The sequence below is a fragment of the Pseudoalteromonas sp. NH0006-46 genome (assembly GCF_057547735.1).
In genome coordinates, this window is sequence record NZ_BAAJML010000002.1 from 330,267 (window position 1) to 354,481 (window position 24,215).

At 37.5% G+C, this 24,215-nt stretch carries 22 protein-coding genes and 1 pseudogene; 15 read left to right on the forward strand and 8 right to left on the reverse strand.

Going from position 1 to position 24,215, the window contains the following annotated elements; genetic code table 11:
* Positions 1–2 precede the first annotated feature (2 nt).
* On the forward strand, positions 3–422 hold the full coding sequence (locus tag AC27I2_RS06335) for a hypothetical protein (protein ID WP_487203763.1): 420 nt from the start codon (positions 3–5) through the stop codon (positions 420–422).
* 326 nt (positions 423–748) lie between these two features.
* Here AC27I2_RS06335 and AC27I2_RS06340 read toward each other — a convergent pair whose 3' ends face one another.
* Positions 749–1,873, reverse strand: coding sequence for a hypothetical protein (locus AC27I2_RS06340; protein WP_487203764.1), 1,125 nt, complete (start codon positions 1,871–1,873; stop codon positions 749–751).
* A gap of 76 nt (positions 1,874–1,949) precedes the next feature.
* Here AC27I2_RS06340 and AC27I2_RS06345 point away from each other — a divergent pair, with 76 nt between their 5' ends.
* The 3 genes from AC27I2_RS06345 to AC27I2_RS06355 all read left to right on the forward strand — a co-directional run bounded on the left by AC27I2_RS06345 (position 1,950) and on the right by AC27I2_RS06355 (position 3,212).
* Positions 1,950–2,078: a hypothetical protein gene (locus AC27I2_RS06345; protein WP_487203765.1), complete on the forward strand. Its 129-nt coding sequence runs from the start codon at positions 1,950–1,952 to the stop codon at positions 2,076–2,078.
* Positions 2,075–2,212: a hypothetical protein gene (locus AC27I2_RS06350; protein ID WP_487203766.1), complete on the forward strand. Its 138-nt coding sequence runs from the start codon at positions 2,075–2,077 to the stop codon at positions 2,210–2,212. Before AC27I2_RS06345 ends, AC27I2_RS06350 begins: the two co-directional genes overlap by 4 nt.
* Before the next feature lie 100 nt (positions 2,213–2,312).
* Positions 2,313–3,212, forward strand: a complete 900-nt coding sequence (locus AC27I2_RS06355; RefSeq protein ID WP_487203767.1) for an NYN domain-containing protein — start codon at positions 2,313–2,315, stop codon at positions 3,210–3,212.
* 216 nt (positions 3,213–3,428) lie between these two features.
* Here AC27I2_RS06355 and AC27I2_RS06360 read toward each other — a convergent pair whose 3' ends face one another.
* From AC27I2_RS06360 to AC27I2_RS06370, 3 genes are read right to left on the reverse strand one after another with little or no spacing between them, the layout of a single operon-like run.
* Positions 3,429–3,764 (reverse strand): hypothetical protein, encoded by a 336-nt coding sequence (locus AC27I2_RS06360; protein WP_487203768.1) that lies wholly within the window; start codon positions 3,762–3,764, stop codon positions 3,429–3,431.
* A gap of 9 nt (positions 3,765–3,773) precedes the next feature.
* Positions 3,774–5,264 carry a DEAD/DEAH box helicase gene (locus tag AC27I2_RS06365; RefSeq protein WP_487203769.1) on the reverse strand — a complete coding sequence of 497 codons (1,491 nt, stop codon included), beginning with the start codon at positions 5,262–5,264 and terminating at the stop codon, positions 3,774–3,776.
* Positions 5,265–5,798: a hypothetical protein gene (locus tag AC27I2_RS06370; RefSeq protein ID WP_487203770.1), complete on the reverse strand. Its 534-nt coding sequence runs from the start codon at positions 5,796–5,798 to the stop codon at positions 5,265–5,267.
* Positions 5,799–5,891: 93 nt separating this feature from the next.
* On the opposite strand from AC27I2_RS06370, the gene AC27I2_RS06375 reads away from it, so the two are divergent.
* From AC27I2_RS06375 to AC27I2_RS06405, 7 genes are all read left to right on the forward strand, one after another.
* Positions 5,892–6,137: a helix-turn-helix domain-containing protein gene (locus AC27I2_RS06375; protein WP_487203771.1), complete on the forward strand. Its 246-nt coding sequence runs from the start codon at positions 5,892–5,894 to the stop codon at positions 6,135–6,137.
* 349 nt (positions 6,138–6,486) lie between these two features.
* Positions 6,487–8,064 carry a type I restriction-modification system subunit M gene (locus tag AC27I2_RS06380; RefSeq protein ID WP_487203772.1) on the forward strand — a complete coding sequence of 526 codons (1,578 nt, stop codon included), beginning with the start codon at positions 6,487–6,489 and terminating at the stop codon, positions 8,062–8,064.
* The gene (locus AC27I2_RS06385) at positions 8,048–9,253 is read left to right on the forward strand and encodes a restriction endonuclease subunit S (protein ID WP_487203773.1); all 1,206 of its coding nucleotides are present in this window, start codon (positions 8,048–8,050) and stop codon (positions 9,251–9,253) included. The genes AC27I2_RS06380 and AC27I2_RS06385 overlap by 17 nt, the downstream gene beginning before the upstream one ends.
* Positions 9,254–9,256: 3 nt before the next feature.
* Positions 9,257–12,502, forward strand: coding sequence for a type I restriction endonuclease subunit R (locus AC27I2_RS06390; RefSeq protein WP_487203774.1), 3,246 nt, complete (start codon positions 9,257–9,259; stop codon positions 12,500–12,502).
* A 17-nt stretch (positions 12,503–12,519) separates the two neighbouring features.
* A complete protein-coding gene (locus AC27I2_RS06395) occupies positions 12,520–13,908 on the forward strand; it encodes a GmrSD restriction endonuclease domain-containing protein (RefSeq protein WP_487203775.1) in 1,389 nt (462 codons plus the stop codon).
* A 17-nt stretch (positions 13,909–13,925) separates the two neighbouring features.
* Positions 13,926–15,023 carry a DUF3696 domain-containing protein gene (locus AC27I2_RS06400; protein ID WP_487203776.1) on the forward strand — a complete coding sequence of 366 codons (1,098 nt, stop codon included), beginning with the start codon at positions 13,926–13,928 and terminating at the stop codon, positions 15,021–15,023.
* 5 nt (positions 15,024–15,028) lie between these two features.
* Positions 15,029–15,982 (forward strand): hypothetical protein, encoded by a 954-nt coding sequence (locus AC27I2_RS06405; protein WP_487203777.1) that lies wholly within the window; start codon positions 15,029–15,031, stop codon positions 15,980–15,982.
* A gap of 132 nt (positions 15,983–16,114) precedes the next feature.
* Here AC27I2_RS06405 and AC27I2_RS06410 read toward each other — a convergent pair whose 3' ends face one another.
* On the reverse strand, positions 16,115–17,296 hold the full coding sequence (locus AC27I2_RS06410) for a BaiN/RdsA family NAD(P)/FAD-dependent oxidoreductase (protein WP_487203778.1): 1,182 nt from the start codon (positions 17,294–17,296) through the stop codon (positions 16,115–16,117).
* Between the two features lie 79 nt (positions 17,297–17,375).
* Between AC27I2_RS06410 and AC27I2_RS06415 the strand changes: the two are divergent.
* Together AC27I2_RS06415 and AC27I2_RS06420 are read left to right on the forward strand one after the other, a co-directional pair.
* A pseudogene (locus tag AC27I2_RS06415) lies at positions 17,376–17,567 on the forward strand (NAD(P)/FAD-dependent oxidoreductase); the annotation flags it as partial.
* 166 nt (positions 17,568–17,733) lie between these two features.
* Positions 17,734–18,546, forward strand: a complete 813-nt coding sequence (locus AC27I2_RS06420; RefSeq protein ID WP_235591518.1) for a tetratricopeptide repeat protein — start codon at positions 17,734–17,736, stop codon at positions 18,544–18,546.
* Positions 18,547–18,783: 237 nt separating this feature from the next.
* On the opposite strand, the gene AC27I2_RS06425 is transcribed toward AC27I2_RS06420, so the two are convergent.
* The gene (locus AC27I2_RS06425; RefSeq protein WP_058405759.1) at positions 18,784–19,710 is read right to left on the reverse strand and encodes a manganese-dependent inorganic pyrophosphatase; all 927 of its coding nucleotides are present in this window, start codon (positions 19,708–19,710) and stop codon (positions 18,784–18,786) included.
* Positions 19,711–19,828: 118 nt separating this feature from the next.
* Between AC27I2_RS06425 and AC27I2_RS06430 the strand changes: the two genes are divergently transcribed.
* Together AC27I2_RS06430 and mutM are read left to right on the forward strand one after the other, a co-directional pair.
* On the forward strand, positions 19,829–20,344 hold the full coding sequence (locus tag AC27I2_RS06430) for a hypothetical protein (protein WP_058405760.1): 516 nt from the start codon (positions 19,829–19,831) through the stop codon (positions 20,342–20,344).
* Complete coding sequence (gene mutM / locus AC27I2_RS06435; RefSeq protein WP_058405761.1) at positions 20,344–21,153, forward strand: bifunctional DNA-formamidopyrimidine glycosylase/DNA-(apurinic or apyrimidinic site) lyase; 810 nt, start codon at positions 20,344–20,346, stop codon at positions 21,151–21,153. The genes AC27I2_RS06430 and mutM overlap by 1 nt, the downstream gene beginning before the upstream one ends.
* Before the next feature lie 81 nt (positions 21,154–21,234).
* On the opposite strand, the gene AC27I2_RS06440 is transcribed toward mutM, so the two are convergent.
* A complete protein-coding gene (locus AC27I2_RS06440) occupies positions 21,235–23,250 on the reverse strand; it encodes a methyl-accepting chemotaxis protein (RefSeq protein ID WP_487203779.1) in 2,016 nt (671 codons plus the stop codon).
* 155 nt (positions 23,251–23,405) lie between these two features.
* Complete coding sequence (locus tag AC27I2_RS06445; protein ID WP_487203780.1) at positions 23,406–24,206, reverse strand: symmetrical bis(5'-nucleosyl)-tetraphosphatase; 801 nt, start codon at positions 24,204–24,206, stop codon at positions 23,406–23,408.
* Positions 24,207–24,215: the final 9 nt, after the last annotated feature.

Sequence of the window (24,215 nt, forward strand, 5' to 3'; positions counted from 1 at the left end):
ATATGATTCATAGCACAAATGATTTTTTGGAAATAATATCCAAATGCTCTGAAGAGCTTGAGGGTAGCGAACTGAAAGGCTCTGTTGTCGAAGATTCGTTTGATAATTTTAAAAAGATAAAATTGACTGCGTACAATAAATTGCTTAACGAACATGTTTCGTTTGTCACAAACTCTGGTTACACCTCATTATTGCCAGTAGTTGGAGGACATGTCCTTAAAATAAAAATTTATTCGAAATGTGATACTCAAAAAGAGATTTTCGGAATATCTAACATATCAGGAGTTCACTCAATTGATGATAACGCATATTTATCGTCAATTTGTCATACCTTATCCGACGGTGGTGCTCTAGAGCATTTTGGGAAGTACCAAACAATTCAAAATACTTCAGAGCTAGCGCATTTTATGAAAGAGCTGTAGTTTCTATTATTAGCAAATTGCACATTCCGATCTACCTGAACCAATGCGCATTTTTATTTGAACCATCAATAACTTTCGTCTAGGCCAAAAGCGGCTGATGAGATTGGAACAGGCATTGAAACTGGACTATTCTATGCAATAAGCATGGACTTGTAACTAGCTGATATTGTTAACAAAGATTTTATAGTGGTTTATTATCTCGATAAAAAGAGGGGAAAATAAACCAGTATCGCCTTACAAATAAGTTTTTTACGCGTAGTGTCATTGAACTTTTTTGACATTAAGTTTTCGACTAATAGCTTTACTCTTATTAATAAATGTTTAGGTTATGGGGAGAGCACTCCAGTTTCCTGAAACTGATAAAACCGTTTATGTATTAATTTTTTAAAATCATCATAGCTACTAAATAAATCACTGACTTTACTTGGATGAAGACCATTCTTCATCAAATCTGATTGGACAAAAGTGAATATATTGACGAGAAAATATGAAAGCAGTCTAATATCGTTCTCAGTATCTGAATAAGGTATACGCAATATTGCTAGATCTGCTCTGAAATCATCAAAGGTAAACAATTCACCTTTACGCCACCTTTCAAACCTTTTCTTTATCGCTTGAATATCAGGATCTACTGTATCGATTTCAGCATACATCTTATCTTTGATCTTTAGAGTTTCGTCATTAGATTGAGCTTTTAGAATGTCTCGAAAAAACTGATTCCAAGAAAGTTTATCTTTACCGTATGTATCTTTTGCCCAAGCAGTTTTTGTTTTTTCTAGAAGAATTTCTGAAGATGGGATTAAGTAATGTTGACCATTCTTAGTTTTATACTGAGGTAAAACCTTATTAAGTACACTGTTTACATCATTTTCAGATAACTTTTCTAAAAAAATTTCTATAAGTGCGCAAAAATACATCGCTAAATTGCATATATATAATGCTGATTTTTCAACAGTTGGCTCAGGAAGCCCTATACTCTTGGTAAGTAGCCACTTCTCTAGGTAAACATTTATTTGGTTAATATCCGTGTTTACTTGCAGCTCTGCAATGAATTTTTTCTCTAATTCACAATGGGCATGGATAAAGTCGAGATACTCGTTAACTTTTTCGTTATCCCATAATCTACTGGCTTTAAAACCATTGATCATAGATTGAACAATAAACCACGCGCCAATGGTCTTTAAATCGATGTCTTCAATCGGTGTAGCCAGTAGTAAGGTCTCATCAAATTTTAAAAATTCATATAATTCATCCGTGAGTTGGTCATTTACTTCTGAATTTCTGATTTTCCTGAAGATACTCTGATCGTGTGTAATCGAAGAATCTTGTCTGCGTATCCTTGCAATTTTAACAAGTAAATCTGACTCTGAAGCGAAACAGTTTATCCCTTTTGATATTAGGTTTGGCACCTGGTTAAAAATAAAACCATTATTAAATTGTTGATGTGTCATATTTCATTGAAATGTCCCTTTTTTCATTTTGTTATTAATACACAATTTAATTGTGGAAACAAATGAGGAGAACGTTATGAAACCACAAGACAATAGCTCAAATATGAAAAATGCGAACAAAGGCTCAGATGGTGTGAACAAACAGTATTCGCAAGTACAGGGTAACAAAAGTAAGCAGCTAACACACCAAGGAGAAAAAAAATGAGTAGAACACCAAACGATGATCGAAGTGATAGCATGAACCCAAATAACGATGCGTATTGGGATAGCTTAGATAATCACGCAAACCAACTAAATCCAAACCACTATGAATATCACGGTGACGATAGTGAAGACTAAGGGTAATTTAATGTATCTTCCAGCCTAGTTTGGCTGGAAGATATTGAAATTATGCGTTTATTTAGTTTTACTAAACCAGCAAGGAATAACAGGATGTATTATGGAAAAAGTATTTGCAGTTTTAGTTGATGGTGAAAATTTTAAATCTGAAGCGTTTACAAGGGTACTTGCTGAAGTTGAAAAACAAGGTTCAGTAGCTCTTAAGTGGGTATACGCTGACTGGACTAATAGTTGTAACAAATCTTGGGAAGATGTTCTTGAGTTGACAGCTTCTCGCCCTAAACAGCAATTTCACTATACTAAAAAAGATGATGCCGACCATGCTCTCATTATGGATGCAATAGAATTAATTAATAATAACAAACGTATTAATTCTGTATGTTTGGTTACCAGTGACGGTGGCTTTGCTAGTTTGGCCCAGCGTATCAGAGAGTACGGTATTTACAGTATGGTAATAGGTGAGAAAAAATCTCCAAAACGATTAATCAGAGCTTGTGAGAATTTTGTCGATATTAATAATATCGATTGTGACGATACAGTCGAAACTGATAAAGATCTTGATTTGGAAGCGTTATTAATCAAGGCATATCATCGTGCAGAGATTGATGGGGAGGTCTATCTAGGTAATTTTGGAACCGCAATCAAACGAATAGACCCTTCATTCGATCACCGAAACTATCAAGTTGCTAGCCTCAAAAAACTTATAAAAAGCTGTGATGATATTTTTCAGATTACCCAGGAAACTAATGACAGGTTTTATTTCACACTCAAGATGAAATTGAAAGGAGTTGAAGGCAAACTGGTAAAATGCTTTAAAGGGCAAGGGTTTGGTTTTGCCAATCACAATAAAACAAAGTTTTTTGTTCACAAAAGTGAATTCACAAACCCTCAAGATTGGACAAGTGTAAATACTGGTTCAAAAATCAAATTTCAGTTTGACGAGAAAAACTCGAAAAACGGGAATGAGATACGAGCTTTGAATATCTCTATTGCTAATTAATTGGCCCGCCATAATAATGCTTTTTTTCACTGTAGCGGCAGGTTAATGTCACTAATAGTGGAAAAAAGCACTTTTGTGAAAAGCATAACCTACCAAAAGATTTAGATATTTTGTTTTGATTATAGGTTCGACATATTTACCAAAACGGTTAACTTTCTATTGTTCAATAATAAATGTCAGATTAAGCCAAGCCTAATTCAATTCAAGGTAGCTATATTAGTCCAGTTCGTTTACTAGCACCTCTGATAATTTGATTTGTTTAATCAGAGTGTCGCCTTTGACGCAATGGATGATTTCTGAAAGAACCTGTCCCGTGTATGTTGTATACCTGCCTTCTTGATTAATAGGTAGGCGATAACAAGAACCTGATTTTTGAGGCCAAACCCAATATCCCCCGCAGTCTGATAGGCTAGGAGGTTCTTTGGAACCAGAGCTAAGTCGCCATGAATCTCCATCTAAGAAGCCGCCGCGCCAACTAGCAAATATTTTGAAAAAGACTTCTCTTTCTTGAGTGAATTTCAAAATTACCCATCCGTGCGGTTTATGGATCATCTTATACACCTATACAGCTAATCGATCTAAATCAGCTAACTTATTTTTAGCCGCTTCAGAAATTAAAAACGGCTCAAGATCCGTTACTTTTAAACTGTCTTGCCTATACTTGCCGACAATACCCATTGACCAAGTTGAATCGAGAGTGCTCTTGTTTTCTTCTTCGCTAATTTGTGTAGATTCTTTTTCATCGAGACTAAAAATTGGTATGTTTTCAATTTCGATTGCTGAAACCTGTGAGCTAGTCATTTCAACATCATCAAAAATAGCTTCATCATCAATCTCGGTCTCGATAGGCTCATCCATCTTCACCATCTTAATTTTGCTAACACCGTCAGGAATGTCTTGGCACATGCGTTCAGCATAGCTCATGAGCTTTGGCTCAGCGGGCATAAACATAAAAGCTTCTTGATTTGGCGATCCTGTCTTTCTAAGAACTCGTCCAAATATCTGCCTAAAATACATTTCAGTCGTGATATTTGTTAAGTTACAGCATACTTGCAGGCGAGGGATGTTTGTTCCTTCGCTAACCATACCAACGCTAATTAGCCATTCTTTACTGTTACTTCTAAACTGTTTAATTTTTAATGAAGGTTTCACTTCATTAGTTGTAACTATCTCTCCCCGTTTGGCAAATTCAGACCACATAATATTTCTTATCTTTTGGGCATGTTCAATAGAAGAAGCGATGACTAAGCCACCTGCGTTCTTATTAACTTTCCTAATTTCGTCTAGCTTAATGATTGCACGCCTCGTAACCTGTTTAGTTACCACGTTATCCGTAACAATCTTTGAATATGACGTTGCTTTTGCGGCCAGTAAAGAAGTAAAGCTGTTATAAACATTTCTTTCCTTCGTTTTAGTTATAACGATTTTGTCATTGTCTACAGCAACGATTTGAGGAATACGGCAAACCCCATCTTTGATAGCTTGTTTCAAGCCATAAACATAGTCACATTGAATTTTTTGCCCATCACAATACTGAGATAGCGCAATTGGTAATGCATCAGATCGCCAAGGAGTACCAGTTAGCGAAATGGTGAAAGCTGCTTTATCACGGATCTTTTCGATAATTGGTGCGCCCCATGCGTTAGCATTCTCACTTGAGGAGCCAGCACAGTGATGAATTTCATCAAAGATCACGAATACCCTAAAACGATCAAATAATTTCCAAGTGTCATTATCGAGAGTTCCAAGTTTTTGGTAAGTGAATGCATCACCTAAAGAGCCAACTTTGCCATTAAATTCAGTTTTAAACTGTGCGGTGAGTTCATCACTAAAATCTGATGATACGATTGACGACGGTGAAAAACATAATACTAAGTCTATTAAACCAAGTTCATACATTTTTCGAGCTAACGTTGCCGCCATAATAGTTTTGCCAGCTCCAGGTGTTGCGAGCGCTAGGAAGTGTTTTTTAAAATCACTAGGGTCTGTTGAACTGGTGAATTTTGGAATTGCTGAGTTAATACAATCAGACTGCCAACTTCTTAATTTCATTTATTTTTTCTCTTTTAACTTTTTTAAAATCTCTTCCTTTGCTGCTATTTTTCCTTTCAAAATATGCTTTTGCTCTCTGGCACTTCTAATTGGTTCCGTTAATTCGGAAGCAACGTTAGGGTATTGCTGTCTCATATTAATAAAGGTGTCTAGCGCCCCCATCGTTTCCAGTAAGTCAGCATTTAGTTCACTAAGCTGCACTCTTATTTTGTTAGTCACATCTAAAACGCCACTATTATCACTTTGTACTATGAGTAATGAAGGGTGAAAATTTGGAGACTTTTTAAATCTACTTTCTTTTCCATTTTCAGAAGTTGATTTAGACAATAGACCTTTTTTTACAAGTTTATTTAACTCGTCGTAAATGAATTGACGAAGCTTTCTTTTATCTAATTCTTCGTCATTAGATAGTGCAATAAAAGCTGCTCTAATCTCCGTCACTGAAAATCTATCCATATTCTTCATGCAAATTACTTGTTTAATCAAAGGCTCTATTACCATTTTTACACCCAAAATTTTGATAAAAAAGTTCATTAAAGAACATATATGTCAATTTATTTCATTATATGTCATGGGTTGGCCTGCCGCAATATGAGAACATTTATCTTTTATGTTATGGGATCTTGAATGCAACCAGTTCAAAAGCTGATTGGCATGAATATTAAACTCGCGAGAACTAAGCGCTCCATACCTCAGGCTAAACTGGCAGAAAAGATTGGCATAGAGGCGAGTTACCTGAGTCGTATTGAAAGGGCTGTAGTGCCTGTTTCATGTGAAAGGGTTTATGAGATAATTCATGTTCTTGGGTGTAAACCATCGGAGATATTTCCTGAACCATCTGAAGTAGAAACGAAGCTAAATAGAGAGAAATAACCAGTGATTCTCTTTTCGTTTATTTCTTAACGGAAAAATTGCTAATTTCTAACACCTCACAATGTTCAACTTATTGTATAATCTTTCATTTTTCCATACTCTCTAATGGTATCTAAGAAAAGTAAAATTTATTAATTCAATACGTTGATAGATTCAATTTATTTTAAATATCTTTGATATGCTGAACTCAATTCGCTAAAAGTTAGCAATTTGAGTGTAGTAATGCGATGCATGGATAGAAAAAGAATAAAGTTAGTAATAAGTCGGCTCTACGAACTTTCAAATTTGTGAGCTTATTGATAGTTCAGGCTTATTCATAGTTTTTATTTTAATCTTAGGAAAAGGTTGAATGGCTAAAAAATCAGTAGCAAAGAAGAAAGAAAAATCATTTGAAGAAACACTATGGGATGCAGCAAACAAGCTGCGAGGTAGTGTTGAATCGTCAGAATACAAACACATCGTATTGAGCCTGATTTTCCTCAAGTTCATCAGTGATACGTTCGAGAAGCGTAAGCAAGATCTGATTGATGCAGGGCAAGAAAAGTATGTTGATTTAGTTCAGGCATACACTAAAGAAAATGTCTTTTACCTTCCTGAAGAGAGTCGTTGGAGCTTTGTTCAGCAAAACGCTAAACAAGAAGATATTGCTCTAAAGATCGATACCGCTTTAAGCACCATCGAAAAAACTAACAAAGCACTACAGGGTGCATTGCCTGATAACTATTTCTCTCGTCTTGGTTTGGATGTCAGCAAGCTATCTGCGCTGATTGATGTGATTAACAACATCGACACATTAGCCAATCCGCACGAAGATGTGGTTGGTCGAGTCTACGAATATTTCTTATCTAAATTTGCGATAGCAGAGGGTAAGGGTAAAGGCGAGTTCTACACACCAAAGAGCATCGTTAACCTAATCGCAGAATTGATTGAGCCATACAAAGGTAAAATCTATGACCCTTGCTGTGGTTCGGGTGGTATGTTTGTTCAGTCAATGAAGTTCATTGAGAACCATAAAGGCAATAAGAAAGACGTTTCTGTGTATGGTCAAGAGTACACAGGCGCAACCTACAAACTAGCGAAAATGAACCTCGCTATTCGTGGTATCTCTGCCAACCTTGGCGCAGCCGCAAAAGATACCTTTGCCAATGATCAGCACGAAACTCTAAAAGCTGATTTTGTTATGGCAAACCCACCATTTAACCAAAAAGACTGGCGAGCTTCTGATGAGCTTGTCGATGACCATCGTTGGGATGGCTACGAAACACCGCAAACAGGTAATGCCAACTATGGTTGGATTTTGCATATGGTTTCTAAGCTGTCTGAGAACGGAGTAGCTGGATTTATTCTAGCTAACGGTGCGTTATCAGGCGATGGTACAGAAAAAGCTATTCGCCAGAAACTTGTCGAGAATGGTTTAGTAGAAGCGATCATCATTTTGCCGATGAAGATGTTCTATACCACCGATATCAGTGTGACACTTTGGGTTATTAATAAGAACAAGAAAGAGCGAACGGTTCCACACGAAGACCTGACTCGTCATTACCGTAATCGTGAAGACAAAGTTCTGTTTATGGACTTACGTAAACACGGTGAAGCATTTGAGAAAAAGTACGTTCAATTCTCTCCAGAGAAAATCTCTGAAATTGCTGAAACGCTTCACACTTGGCAAGAAGTACGTGCCGAAACCGAATACAAAGATATTGCTGAGTATTGTTACTCTGCGACTAAAGAAGAGATCGCAGCAAAAGACTACTCATTAGTGCCAAGTAAATACATCGAGTTTAAGAATCACGATGAAGATGTCGATTTTGACCAGAAAATGAGTCAAATGCGAGATGACTTTACAGCACTATTGAAGCAAGAAGAAAAGTCGAAATCGGAACTTTTATCTGTATTTGAAGAGTTGGGCTATGAGATCACACTATAAGCGTATTGGTGATTACGTCACCCAAACCAAACTAAAAAATACGGATGACTCTATCTCTTCGCTTAAAGGGATAAACATCAATAAACACTTTATGCCTTCGGTTGCGAATATCAATGGTACAGATCTAAGCAAGTACCGAGTTGTTAAGAAAAATCAATTTGCATTTAACCCAATGCACGTTGGTCGAGATGAAGTGTTACCTATCTCGATGCTTGAAGATGATGAACCAATCATTGTATCGCCAGCATATGTGGTTTTTCAGGTAAAGGATGAAGAAGAGCTTTTACCTGCATATCTGATGATGTGGTGTAGACGCTCGGAGTTCGACCGAAACGCTTGGTTTATGACTGACAATAGTGTCCGTGGTGGTTTTAGTTGGGCTGATTTCTGCGATATGGAACTACCAGTCCCATCTATCGAGAAGCAGCGAGAAATTGTGCGTGAATACAATGTGGTGAATGATCGTATTGCACTAAACGAACAATTAACTCAAAAGCTAGAAGATACCGCTCAAGCTATTTACAAACAGTGGTTTGTAGATTTTGAGTTCCCGATCTCAAAAGAATATGCGCAATCCATCGGAAAGCCCGAACTTGAAGGGAAGCCCTACAAATCCTTTGGTGGTGAGATGGAGTATTGTGAAGAGCTTAATATTCAAACTCCAATTGGATGGGAGCCAATTGCTTTAAGCGAGGTGGCGGATATAAAGGCAGGTGGTGATAGACCAAGTACAGTCTCAGACTTTGCAACAGAGGAATGCAACGTACCTATCTACGCTAATAGTACAGAAAATGAAGGTTTGTACGGGTATACGAACAAAGCCAAAGTCAAAGAAAATAGCATCACTGTATCAGCTAGGGGAGCGATCATCGGATATACGGTTCTAAGGTTGGAACCATTCGTACCGATTGTTCGATTAATAGTTGTCACTCCGAAGAAACAAGAACTATTGAATTACTTATTTGAGTCTATAAATCAGTTTCAGTTTGATAGCGCAGCCTCAGCACAGGGACAGTTAACTGCACCAGAGATGAAAGGACGGATTATCTTATCTCCATTACCTAATACTTTAAAAAAATACCAAAAAACAACGTCTACTTTGATTCGCAATATGAGAAACATTAAAGAGCAAAGTAAAACATTGAGTAACTTGAAATTGGTCTTATTACAAAGAATGTCAAAGGCTTAACCAATGAAATTCACAGAAGAAAGGCTAGAACAAGCCATTATTGAACTGCTAGGGAAAGAAGGCTATCCACATACACGTGGTGAGGTGATTGAGCGAGCACCTGAAGATGTGCTGATTAAGTCCGATCTTCGTGAATTTCTAGCCAAACGTTATCAAGCGGAGGATATTACAGCCTATGAGATAGAGCAAATTATCCATAAGCTTGAGTATCTTCCAGCATCTGATCTTTACGATACCAACAAAGCCATAATGAAGTTAGTCTCTGATGGTTTTCTCCTCAAGCGTGAAGATGCAAGCCAGAAAGATTTATACATTCAGCTTATTAACTTTGATAGTGTTGTTGCTGCTCTTGAATCAGAGGCTAGTGACCAGCTAAAAGTTGCTGAATCGAGTCTAAGTTACTTACCAATACAAGACGGTAATATCTATCGCATTGTTAACCAAATGGAGATACAAGGCTATGAGCTGCGTATCCCTGATGGGATTCTTTACATCAATGGCTTACCTCTTGTGGTGTTTGAATTTAAGAGTGCCATTCGTGAAGAAGCGACTATCTATGATGCGTATAAGCAGCTAACCACTCGTTATGATCGAGATATCCCTGAACTATTCAAATACAACGCTCTATGTGTGATTAGTGATGGTGTGAACAGCAAAATGGGGTCGTACTTCGCCCCATACGAGTTCTTTTATTCTTGGCGTAAAATTACGGGTGAAGAGAAGCTAGACAAAGACGGTATTGATTCACTGTTTACGATGATCAGCGGCTTGTTTAATAAGAAACGACTCACTGATGTGATACGTCACTTTATCTACTTGCCTGATACCTCAAGCAAACAAGAAAAGATTGTTTGTCGTTATCCTCAGTATTACGCAGCAACAAAGCTTTTTGCCAATATCAAACAGCATATGAAGTGCTTTGATGAGCACGGCAAGTTGTTGAGTGGTGACGGTAAAGGTGGTACGTATTTCGGTGCGACTGGTTGTGGTAAGAGCTACACAATGTTGTTCTTATCTCGTCTACTGATGAAAGATGTCGAATTAGGTAGCCCAACCATTATTCTCATTACTGACCGTACCGATCTGGATGATCAGCTTTCTGGTCAATTCACTAATGCAAAAGGTTACGTGGGTGATCAAAACATCATTAGTGTAGAGAGCCGTGCTGAACTTCGTGAACACCTGAAGGGGCGTAAAAGTGGTGGTGTATTCCTGACTACCATCCATAAATTTACGGAAGATTTGGAGCTGCTTACGGAGCGAACCAATGTCATTTGTATCTCGGATGAAGCGCACCGCAGCCAAACCAATTTAGAACAGAAAATTACCGTTACTGAAGACGGAGTGAAAAAAACTTACGGCTTTGCTAAGTATCTTCACGATTCTTTACCAAACGCTACTTATGTCGGCTTTACTGGCACCCCCATTGACGCAACGCTGGATGTATTTGGTGCGGTTGTCGATAGCTACACAATGACAGAATCGGTTTACGATGAAATTACTGTTCGTATTGTGTATGAAGGCCGAGCAGCAAAAGTGCTACTTGATGGTCGCCAGCTTGATGAAGTCGAAAAATACTATAAAGAGTGTGAAGACGCTGGAACAAACGAATATCAAATAGATAAAAGCAAAACGGCGATGGCGAGTATGTCTACCATACTAGGCGACCCAGATCGTATTAAAGCCATAGCGAAAGACTTTGTTGAGCATTATGAGAATCGTGTTGAAGAAGGCACTACTCAAAAAGGCAAAGCAATGTTTGTTTGTAGCAGTCGTGAAATCGCCTATCAGTTCTACAAAGAACTGCTTGAGCTTCGCCCTGAGTGGGATGAAGTAAAAGTCTGTGAAGACGGTGCAACTCTATCAGAAAGTGATAAGAAGAAAGTTAAGCCGATGGAGCGAGTCAAGATGATTATGACTCGCAACAAAGATGATGATAAAACGCTTTGGAAAAAATTGGGTAATAAAGAGCATCGTAAAGAGTTAGACCGTCAGTTTAAAAATGGTAAATCAAACTTCAAAATCGCTATTGTGGTTGATATGTGGTTAACAGGCTTTGATGTGCCGTTCCTAGACACCATCTACATTGATAAGCCTTTGCAAAAGCACAATCTGATCCAAACAATTTCAAGGGTGAACCGCAAATTTGAGGGCAAAGAAAACGGTTTGGTCGTTGATTACATAGGCATTAAAAAGCAAATGAATCTTGCGCTGTCGCAATACACAGGCGGACAAAAGCAAGACATGGAAGATATCAAGCAATCTGTAGTTGTGGTGAAAGATCACTTGAGCTTACTGGATGCTTTGTTTCATAAATTCGATTCAAAACCGTACTTTATCGGGACTCCACTTGAGCAATTACATTGCTTAAATGCTTCTGCGGATTATGCACTGCGAACCCCAAAATTTGAAAAAACCTTCATGGACTTAGCGAAGCGCTTGAAGTCTGCATATGATATTTGTGTGGGAAGTAGCGAGCTTACACAAGCCCACAAAGACAAAATTCATTACTACTTAGCGGTTCGCACCATAATATTCAAAATTACCACTGGCGGTGCGCCAGACATTGAGCAAATGAATAGGAAAGTTCGTGATTTAGTAAAAGATGCACTGATCAGCGATGGCGTTGAAGAAATCTTTAAACTTGGTGATAACACTGACGGTGAAATCGATATTTTTGATGATGATTACCTAGCAAAACTAGAGGTCATCAAGCAACCAAATACAAAACTTCAATTGCTACAGCAAATGCTAGCCAAAGCAATTGGCGAGTTCAAAAAGACCAATAAAGTGAAAGGCGTAGACTTTTCTAAAAAAATGAACATGTTGGTTGAAAAATACAACAAACGTGATGAAAAAGATGTGCTGCGTTCAGAAGTGATCGGAGACTTTTCAGACGAAATTATTAACTTATACAATGAGCTAAGAGAAGAAATGGCTTCATTTGGAGAAATGGGGATCGATTTCGAAGAAAAAGCATTTTACGACATATTGATCACTTTGGCGCAAAAGTACGACTTCACTTATCCAGAAGAAAAGCTGCTTGACCTATCGAAAGAAGTAAAGAAAGTGATCGACGATAAAGCCAAGTATACTGATTGGAATAAGCGTGACGATATCAAAGCAGAATTGCACTTCGATTTGATATTGCTGCTCGATGAATGGGGTTATCCACCCATCGATCGAGATGAAGTGTATAAAGAGATTTTTGAACAGGCAGAGAACTTTAAAAAGCATAATGCAGCATGACAAATAACGGGTGAAAAATGGAAACTCACAATAATAACGAAGAATTAAAAGATGAAATAGAAGGTTTAGATGAAACACCCTCTGAATCTTGGGGAGATTATCCGTTAGACACTGTTTTTGTGCGGAAAGAACCTAGAACGGTGGGTGATATTGTCAGCCGAATCGACAAAGGAAGATACAAATTAGATCCTGACTTCCAGCGAGACTTTGTTTGGAACCCAACAAAACAATCGCGACTTATTGAATCAAGTCTTATGCGAATTCCATTGCCTGTTTTATATGTTGCTGAAGACACCGATGGCAAAATAATAGTTGTTGATGGATTGCAAAGGCTGACAACGTTTCAACGCTATTTGAACAATAAATTTGCCCTTAAGGACGTTGGCAGCTCCGACCCTGAATCGCTGATAACCGGAAAAAAATTTAATGAGTTGCCTATCCACCTCCAAGAAAGAATAGAAGATACGCAACTTACGCTATACATATTAGATCCAAAAGCGCCTGAAAGGGCTAGATTAGACATATTTGAAAGAGTTAATAGTGGTGAGCCATTAACTAGACAACAAATGCGGAATTGCCTTTATACAGGGAAGTCAACAAAATGGCTTAAGGAAGCTTCTCTAATGGAGGAGTTTTTAAAAGCTACAGGTCGTTCATTAAGAACGAAATCAATGAGAGACAGAGAGGTCATTAATAGATTTTGCGCTTTTTACATTCTTGGGTTTGAGTCCTACAAAGGCGATATGGAAGAGTTTCTAGCTGAAGCATTAAGTAAAATGAATAATATGGACGATGAATCATTGAAGAAAATGGCTGAAGATTTCTCTAGTGCTATGAAGTTGAGTTATGACCTATTTGGCAAGCATTCATTTAGAAAATCTCTATCGAAGGATAATGGTGATGACTCACGTTCTGTCCTTAACATCTCATTATTTGACGCATTAGCTTCTCAGCTTGCTTTAAATCATCATTTCTTGAGTGGATTAACTTCGAGCTTAATTAAAGAAAGAATATGTAAATTAATGGAATATAGTAAGTTTATGTCTGCTATTTCCTACTCGACAAACAATACTATTGAAGCCAAAGCTCGCCACCGTTTGGCGCATAAAATACTCAGTACAGATGGAAGTGTAAGTGTTAATGAGATCATATATTCAGATATTGTTGAAGAACATTTTTATTCTGCTGTGATGCCCATTCCAAAAGAGGAATGTTTAATTATATCAAAGGCTTTTCATGCCAAAATAGAAGAAGTGAAGCAACTTACAGATTGGGATGTTAAAGAAGATATTCAAAGTGATATTTATTTCGATCTTGTAGTTGATTTGGAGCAGTATGAATTAAGTGATATGCAACATAAGCAACTGATTTCAAAATTAATTCAGCAAGCAAAAGCACTTAACTAAGGCAAAAAGGGACTTTTATGCTTAATAATATATACATAGAAAATTTTAAATGTTTTAAAAAGCAAAACATTCCAATGGCACCGTTAACTCTTTTTACTGGGTTTAATGCCGCAGGTAAATCCAGTGCTATACAAACGTTACTTTTAGGCCGACAACTACAGAAAAACTCTACTGGGGAGTTGGCAGCGCCTTTAAATGGTGACTGTGTAAAATTAGGAACGGTTGGGGATGTAAGGTGTCATTTTGGCTCTGAAAAAGAAATCATAATTTCATATACAACTAGTGAAAATAAATTAACCTTAACTCTAGATGCGAGTAATAGAGAAGCAAATTCATTACCATTCAGTGCTAAAACAGAAGGTAGCTTTTCTCAAATAGAGCGCGTTTTGAAAGACGTTATATATATTAGTGCTACTCGAAATGGAACATTAGATGTTTTCCCCATACCTGATACTCCCTTTCCAATTAATGCCGATGTAGGTGACTGTGGTCAATATGCACCTTGGTGGTTTGCTAAGTATATAGATGAAGAAATACCCTCTAATAAGTTAGACAAGGATGAACCAGCAAACACGCTAAGAAGGCAGTTTAATGCTTGGGCAAACAAACTTTTCCCTGGAACCGAAGCGTCGGTAGAAGAGTTAGAGCGATTGCCCTTAGTCAAGCTTGAATTAAGAACAAGTAAACAGCAACAGTTTAAACGCCCTGTAAACATAGGTTACGGATTAACTTATGCTTTCCCTATTTTGGTGGCTGGGCTACTAGCTCAAGAAGGACAAATATTAATAGTCGATAGCCCTGAAGCCCACCTTCATCCCTTAGGTCAATCAAAAATGGGCTACTTTTTAGGTGCAATGGCGGCAGCTGGAGTTCAGGTTGTTTGCGAAACTCATAGTGACCATGTTTTGAATGGTATTAGATTGGCGGTAGCAGATAAGACGATTACAAATTCAGATGTAGCTATACATTTTTTCCAACCACAGCGTAGTGATAAAGAAGAGAGTCCATTAATAACTTCTCCTCAAATAGACCCTAAAGGAAGTCTCAATAGTTGGCCTGATGGTTTTTTTGATCAGACTGATAAAGATCTCGCTAAATTAAATGGTTGGACGTAATAAATATGGAATGGATTCTCAACGATTTATCTCTAAAAAATAAATATGCATCTTCAAATGATTTTTTCTCGGATATAGAAGAGTTTCTTAAATTAAGGTTTTCTAACAGGTTAATTCATGAAAACTTTTTATGTCCTAGAAGCATTGGAGATATCGAAGTTTTTAATGATACAAAATTTTCTCAATTGGTTCTTACTGAGGCCCCTAAAGACTTAAAAAATCAAATTATGTCTTGGGTAAGTAAAAATGGGCCTTTTTGGTGTGACCGTAGAACAGAAAATGAAGATGACTATTTTGAGCATAACAATATTGATGTAACTGATTTTGGCTTAGGAGAATGCACGAGAAAGTCAATTATTTCGCAGCTCGTTGCTTCTTACAGCTTTTCAGGGCTTTATGATGTTTCCCCCTTACAAGTCCAACATGGCTTACCTGAGGATATTCTTGGTATATATAGTATTGAGAACTTTTGGAATACTGAACAGCTATTAGAGTCTTGTGAAGCATCCTTACCAGATCCAACAAACTGGGAAATAGCATTAGAAAGACTTTCTGAAAAATATACAAATTTAATGTTTTCGACCTGCTTATTGGAACAAATCTCGACCCTACCATATAACAAAACCGTATATGACAGGATGCTGGAGCTTTGTCGTGTATTAGAAGAATACTTAGCTAGTCGAACTGAAGGTGGTTTAGGGACAGAAGAAACAGATAAGATATTAAATGAGTTTTTTCGAGGAAGAAAAGCATGGTTTTCTGATGAAACAGATACTGACAAGAAGGGCTTTGAACATCAGCTGAAGTTTCTTGATACTAGGGATGGGGAAAGGAAGTCATATAGTTTTCATGGGAAAATTAAAACACCTCAAGTGAGAGTTTATTTTGAGTGGCCGATACCGCTTGAGCAAAAAGACATTCAGATTGTTTACTTCGGGCCAAAAATAACTAAAAAGTAGCGCCTAAAGTGGTTTATTATCTCTGTTTTTAAAAGGGGATAATAAACCACTATAAATAAGTTAACTTATAAATCTATAAGTTACACGCGCCATATGTCGGGTTGAATAACCTAGCGTTTTAAGACTGCGGTTCTAAACATTCTGACCTGCTACCCAACCTGATGACCAAGCCCATTGAAAATTATAGCCCCCAAGCCAGCCTGTAACATCAACAGCTTCACCGATCATGTATAGCCCTTTGACGGATTTACATTCCATAGTCTTAGAACTGAAGTGGTCTGTATCTACACCACCCAGCGTCACTTCAGCTGTCCTGTAACCTTCCGTTCCTGAAGGTTTAATTTTCCAGCTATGAATAATTTCCACTAGATGAGCTTGTTTTTGATGATCGAGTTGCTTAATTGGTACATTTTCTAAACAGTTAAACTCAAGGAACTTTTCTACAAATCGTTTCGCAAAAATACCAGAAAGGAAGTTTTTAAGAGTTAAATTTGGCTGGCTTTCAACAGCCTCTTTTAAAGTATCTTCAAATGCGCCCCTAGGGAAAAGATCGATAGATATCTCATCACCTGCATCCCAATATGAAGATATCTGTAAAACAGCGGGGCCTGAAATGCCTCTGTGAGTAATTAGCATGTCTTCAGAAAACGATACGTTGTTAGTCGTGATGGAAACAGGCATTGAAACTCCAGAAACCTCAGCTAATTTATCTTTAAGTTCAGGCTGAAGCGTAAATGGTACTAACCCAGCTTTCGTAGGTAACACGTTTAATTCAAATTGCTCCGCGACTTTGTATGCGAAAGGTGTTGCACCTAATTTCGGCATGGACAGACCTCCGGTTGCGATAACTAAACTTTCACACTGATAATCACCGTTGTTTGTTTTAATCAAAAAACCATCTTCCTTTTGGTTTTTGACATCAAGAATTTCTGTTTGAAAGCTAAACTGAACCGAATTATTTTCACATTCAGACATTAGCATTGAAACAATGTCTTTTGCTGAGTCGTCGCAAAAAAGTTGGCCCAACGTTTTCTCATGATACTTGATTCCATACTTTTCTACTAAAGCAATGAAATCCCATTGAGTGTATTGACTCAAAGCAGACTTACAAAAGTGAGGGTTGTTAGATAAATACTTTTCAGGTTCGACATAGTAATTAGTGAAATTACATCTACCTCCACCAGAGATCAGAATTTTCTTCCCTGGTTTTTTAGCATGGTCAAGGATTAAAGTCTTTCTTCCCCTTTCTGCTGCGCTAGAAGCACAAAATAATCCAGCTGCACCAGCACCGATTACAATAACATCAAATTTCAAACTTAAATTAACCTAAAAATATGTTTTGAGTTATTGTATCACCGTATTATGAGAACAAGAATTTTTGACGAATTTATATGAGCTATGGAATTCGGCTGAAGTCACCCTTGGTGGTATAAATACAGATGAACTAAGCTCTAAAACGTTTGAAGCCAAAAAATCAAAAGGCTTGTATTTTATAGGGGAAGTTACCGATGTAACTGGTTGGCTTGGTGGGTATAACTTTCAGTACGCTTGGAGTTGTGGCTTTGCAGCGGGGCAATACGCGTAGTTATTTTATTCATTGTTAAATACAGCGCACTCATATTACACTTACTACTTATGTGGTTAATATGAGTGTTCTGATGTTAAAGCATGTTTTAATTGTTTTTTTGCTTTTTTATATAAGCCAGGGTGTAAAGGCCTCTGAAAATTTAAGTGATCATGAAGTGTTTTGTATGCAATCAGACCAAGACTGCTTAACCTACATTAAATCTCGCCTTTTAAATGCGCAAAAGAACTCCTCTAATTGGTATAAATTGAAAACATACGAATTTGACTATTATTTTGATTATCAAGAATTCGATAACCTTCATAGCGCATTAAGCCCCTTTGTTGACCAAGAAGAATTACCTGGTGCATTTAAAATACAAGTTTATTTTTATTATGCTAAATCACTTAATTACTTAGGTAATAAACAACAAGCAAAAGCCTATGCGGCAAAAGCATTTGCTCAACTTGATGAAATTTATAATGTATTTGGTGATCCTTTAAGGCTTGTAGAGCTGGCTAATTTACAGCACATATTTGGTGATAAAAAAAAGGCTCTTCGTGTATTGCTCGATGCTGAGCAGCGCTATGCAAAAAGTAATGATGTTATTTTTCACTTTGAGTTACACATTAATAAAGGGCATATTTTTTATAACTGGCAACAGTACCCTCAAGCGATAGAAAGTAACTTAAAAGCCTATAACGCTATAAAAAATACAGAGCATGATGCAAAAACGGCAATAGCATTAGGTAATTTAGCGTTTTCTTATTTTAAACATAATGACTTTAATAACGCTGTAAAATATTTCAAAACTGCGTTCAATTACATCGAACCGGATAGCATTTACCACGCAACCTACAGTTTACGTTTAGCGCAATCATATTGGGAGCTGGGTAATAAAACGCAAGCAACTTTGTGGTTAAATAAAATAGATATAGATAATGTCGAACTCTCAAAAAGCCATGCAAAAGTTTATGATGAACTAAAAAGTAAAATCTAAAACTTGTTTGTTCAATCTAGTGTTCGATTTTGGTAATTAAATCTCATTGATAGCAAGGCAAAAATTTAGTAAAAATAATTGTCCTAAATTAGGCGTTTTAAATATTATTTGAGTTATATTTTTCCTCGACTTGATTAAGGCTTACTGCGGGATTGTAGTTTGTGCTTTAAGTTTAAAAATAAAAAAGCCGATACTGCATATGCAATATCGGCTTTTTAGTGTTATTTATTAAAGCTATTAGGCTTTAGCAAACGCATCTTGTAGTGGTGGTACTACTTGCTTTTTACGGCTTAATACACCGTCTAACCATACTTTATCATTTTCTGGTTTTACGCCGTAAGCCTGCTCAACTAGGTTTGCATCGTCAGATACAATCAGCATTTGTGAACCTTCTTTCATGATATCGGTAAGCAGTAAAAATACAGAGTGGCGGTTGCCTTCTGCTTTTAACTTAGCAATATCAGCTTCAAGGTCAGCTTTAATATCGTCAAATACAGCAAGGTCGATTACTTCTAGTTGGCCAATACCTACTAGGTTACCGTTCATGTTGAAATCTTTAAAGTCACGCATAACTAAGTCACGTGCAGGTGTATCTTCTACTGCAGACTTAACGCGGAACATATCCATGCCTAGTTCTTTAAAGTCTTCAATACCCGCAATTTCAGCAAGTGCTTCAACACATTTAATATCGGCAGTGGTACAGGTAGGTGATTTAAATATTACGGTGTCGCTTAAAATTGCACACATCATAATACCAGCGATGTCTTTAGGGATTTCTACGCTGTAAAAATCGTACATCATTTTAATAATGGTGTTTGAACAACCTACAGGGCGAATCCAACATTCAAGCGGAGTAGATGATGTTAAGTCACCTAATTTATGGTGATCTACCACGCCAACAACACGGGCTTGGTCGATATCATCAGGGGCTTGTGTTTTTTCTGTGTGATCCACAATATACACATCTTCGCCAGCGTAGCTTAGTTTAAGCTCCGGGGCTTCGAAGCCAAATTTATCAAGGATAAATTGAGTTTCTGGTGAAACATCACCAAGACGAGTTGGTATTGCCGGCTCATCAATTTGGTTTTTTAAATAAGCCAGTGCAATTGCACCACAAATAGAATCTGAATCTGGGATTTTATGGCCCACTACATACATAGACATTGACGGAACTCCTTTAAATTTGTCGATATTCTAACAAAGTCTGTGCTCTTTAACATATAGACAGTGCAATTAAGTTTTAGTTACACTTTAAAATATTGAATTTACTAGGTGTATAACTATGCGACTGGGCCGTAAAGGGTGGAACAACGTTATAATCTTCTCGATGTTGATTATGATTTTCTTTTTAAATGGCTGGCATAAGCAGTTTTTAAGTGCTGAAAAAGAGCCTACATTGCAAGCTGTATTACCTGCACAAAGCTTTGTTTTAACACTCAGTTTTGTTGATCAAAAAATTGAGCGTATTGGTACTAGTTGGCGTACAACTGCGATAAAGAAAGACGCACCTGTTTTTTGGTCTGCATCTGAACTTCAATTACAAGAGCTTGTTAACCTTTGGCAAGGTATTCAGCTTTTGGTGGTTAATGAATCGGTGGTGTTTAACCCCAATGCGCCTTTGTTTGTTGCCACATTTGAACTAGCTGGAGAAAGTTTGCCTTGGGTATATTTACTTTACAAAGGAAATAAGCAGTATTACTTGCTAGAAAAAAGTACTCAGCGTGTATTTGCACTTGATATAAATGCGGCAAAGCAGCTGTTTCCTAGTTATGATTTTTCACTAAGTGAGCCTAATTAATGCCTGAATTACCAGAGGTAGAAGTGAGCCGTATGGGGATCACTCCCCATATAAAAAACCAAGTTGTCACTAAGGTTAATATTTATAATGCCAGTATGCGCTGGCCTGTACCTGATGATGTTTACCAGCTAGAAGGGTTAACGGTTACTAGTATTGAGCGCCGTGCAAAATATTTATTACTGCATTGTGAGCTTGGTAGCACTATTTTACATTTAGGTATGTCGGGCAACTTACGGGTTGTAGATAAAAGCGAGCCTTTAAAAAAGCACGACCATGTAGAATTTGTATTTGGTAATAATAAGGCACTGCGCTTAAACGATCCACGCCGCTTTGGCTGCTGCTTGTGGCAAGAGCCAGATCAAGTACATAAGTTGCTTTCAAAGCTTGGGCCAGAGCCACTTACGGATGATTTTTTTGCAAAGCGGGTGTACGAACAGTCGCGCAATAAAAAAGTACCGGTTAAACAGTTTATTATGGATAACGCTGTGGTTGTTGGTGTAGGAAATATTTACGCTAATGAGTCATTGTTTAAAGCAGGGATACATCCAAAACGCGAAGCTGGGAAGGTTTCTCTTAAACGCTATCAAGCACTTATTCCGATAATAAAAGACACGTTAGCGGCCGCTATTACCCAAGGTGGTACAACCCTTAAAGATTTTGCACAAAGTGATGGTAAGCCAGGCTATTTTGCACAAGAGTTATTAGTGTATGGGCGAAAAGGAAAGCCCTGTTTAACGTGTGATAATGAGTTAGAAGAAATAAGGCTGGGGCAGCGTAGTACCGTTTTTTGTTCACATTGCCAAAAGTAACTACCTTTACTTTTTTAATGCTACAAAGAAAACCCCGTTAACACAGTGTGCTAACGGGGTTTTTAATATATTCAAAGCGTTTTATACTTTAAATTCGTCTACCGATAAACGCAGCTCTTCGGCTAGTTTTGCAACTTCAGAACTTGAGATGTTAGTTTGACTTGCGCCTTCAGCTGTTTGTTCTGCAATAGCAACAATAGACTCTAAACGTTCGCTAATTTCTTCAGCCACTTGTTGTTGCTCAAGTGCTGCTGTTGATATTTCTTCACTCACGTCATGGGCTTGCGATACCGCAAAGGTAATTGAATCAAGCGCGGTACTTGCTAAGTCAGTTTGCTCCACACACGATACCGCACGTTGCTTACCTTTAGTCATTGCTGTTACAGCCGCTTCTGCGCCAGTTTGTAGCGATTCAATCATTGATTGGATCTCTTGGGTCGATTCTTGCGTTTTACTTGCCAGTGAGCGTACTTCGTCTGCTACAACGGCAAAGCCTCGGCCGTATTCACCTGCACGGGCGGCTTCGATTGCGGCGTTAAGCGCGAGTAAGTTAGTTTGATCTGCAATACCACGAATAACATCAAGTATGCTGCCAATCGATGCGCTATCTTGATGAAGCTTATTAATAACTTGTGAAGCGTCATCGACTTCGCGCGCAAGTTGCTCGATAGTTGCTTTGTTATTGTTTGAAATACCTTTAACACGTTCAGCTTCTTTATCTGCGTTTTTAATTTCGCTTAATGCTTGCTGTGCACTATTACTTACTGTTTGCGATGTGCTGCTCATTTCAGTCGTTGCTGTTGCTGCTTGCTGCACTTGTGCCTGCTGATTGCTAATAGCTTGGCTTGATTCAGCAGTAATGGCTGAGGTTTCTTCTGATGCAGCTGCTAATTGAGTAGAACGAGAAATAATACCTTTAATTAAGCTGCGTAAGCTGTCTATTAAGGTATTACAGCTTTTTGATAGCTCGCCAAATTCGTCTTTAGCGCTGTCATCTAAGCGTTGAGTCATATCACCACTGGCTACAATATCTAAAATTCTGTTTACTTCGGCAAGTGGTTTTGTAATACGGCTTACGGTTATATATGCAATGGCGATGGCAAGTAAAGTTGCGATAACCATGCCAACCCACGTCCATAAATTTGCTGAGTCTACGTCATTACGAACGCCTTTCTGCAGCTCAAAAGCAACATTACTTGCTTGCGAAACTAACTCATCAATTTGATTAAGTGCTATTTTTGTTGCGGCTTCTGAATCGGCTAGCTCTTTTTCAGTGAGCGCAATTGAATCAATTAAACGTTTTTTATTCGCGGCTAAACTGTTATTACCTTTTACGTTACTCTCAAGTGCTTCAACATGCTCTTTGAGGTCATTAAACAAGTCGCTATGGCTTTGCTCAATAGCCGGTTTAATTAGCGCAACAGTGCGTGTTACTTCTTCAAGGTAATAGGTTTGCTCGCTTTTAACGATATCTAATGTGGTTAACGTTTTTACTGTTAACATATCGGTACTGTTGGTAACCACCGACATAAAGTTATTTTCTAAATTATTTGCAGCTTGAAAAGCACGAGGGTGGTCTTGTTCAAACCCCTCTATATCTATTATGTCTAAAACGACTGAGTTAGCATCTTCTGCGCTAAGCTCAATGGCTTCAATTTGTGCAGAGAGTGTTTTATTTAATGCTAGTTGTTTATTTTTATCTTCTAGTAAGTTTTCAACAATACTTAAAAAGTTTTCATAGGTTTGCTCAACACTTTGACTGCTTTTGCTTAGTTCGGGATCGTTTTTAACAACGCTCTGAAGCTGTGCATGGAGTTCGTTAAACGATTTCTTTTGTTCTAAAACTCTTTTTTTAATGGGTTCGAGCTCACTTGCAGATGAAGTATAAAAGCTTGCCTGTGCTGCCTTACTCATTAATATGAATTCAGCTTGTAGCTCTGAACTTTTGTTTAATGCCGGTAATGATAGCTGGTTCACCTGCTGAGTAGAACGGTCTATATTAGCTATTTTAATTAACGAATTGCCGCCAATAATTAAAAGTAATAGCGTGATAAATATAAAACCACCCCAAATACGTTGGCTCACTGTTAGATTCATATGGATTTCCACTCAAAGATACTTTAATTAAAACTTATCGGCTTTTATTCGGATAAGTTAAGTAATTAAAATCAATTACTTTAATTAATTTTAACTATTAGTTTATAAATCTAACAGATGTATTGGAATTTTTCAGGTTATTTAGGTAAAAAGAGTCACTTTTCTATAAATAGATTTTTTGTTTTAAGTTCCATTAACGTCATCCCGTTACCCCACACACAGCCAGTGTCTAAGGCATGAACATGGTTAACCCCTGTTTTACCCTCAAGAGATGCCCAGTGACCAAAAACAATATCATTCTTAAGTATGGCAATGTTAGGGTGCATAAACCAAGGTGTTAACGAATTACTATCTGCTATTGCGCCTTTTGCATTAAGGTCAAGCATATTATTGCGGGTTAAAAAACGCATTCGGGTAAAGTAATTGACTATGTATCTAAATTTTTCATAGTCATTAAGTGTTGTTGACCACGCTTTAGGATGAGGAGAGTACATATGCTCAAAAAAGTTTTTTGCATTCCCTGATTGATAACAACTTTGAGCAAACTGTGCGTGTTTCAATGCCTCTTCAATTGACCAATCAGGATTAAGTCCTGCGTGTGAAATAAAGCAATTATGTGTTTCTAAATATAAAGCGAGTGGTTGGGTTTGTAAAAAAGAGATATAACGTTTAAGTAAGTTGCTTTTAAATATAGGAGCTAATTTATCTTTTGGATTAGTCGGCTTATTTAAAAAGTAGCAAGCAATCATGTGTAAGTCATGATTACCCAGTGTGATGGTCATGCTATCTTGATGTTGATAGATGAAATCAAGGCAAGCAAGTGAGTCTGGCCCACGGGCAACAATGTCACCAACTAAATATAGGTGATCTTTACTTGGGTTAAAATCAACCCGTTGTAATAAGGTGCTAAATTCTTTAAAGCACCCTTGTAAATCACCTATTGCATAATCGGCCATATAGCGTTT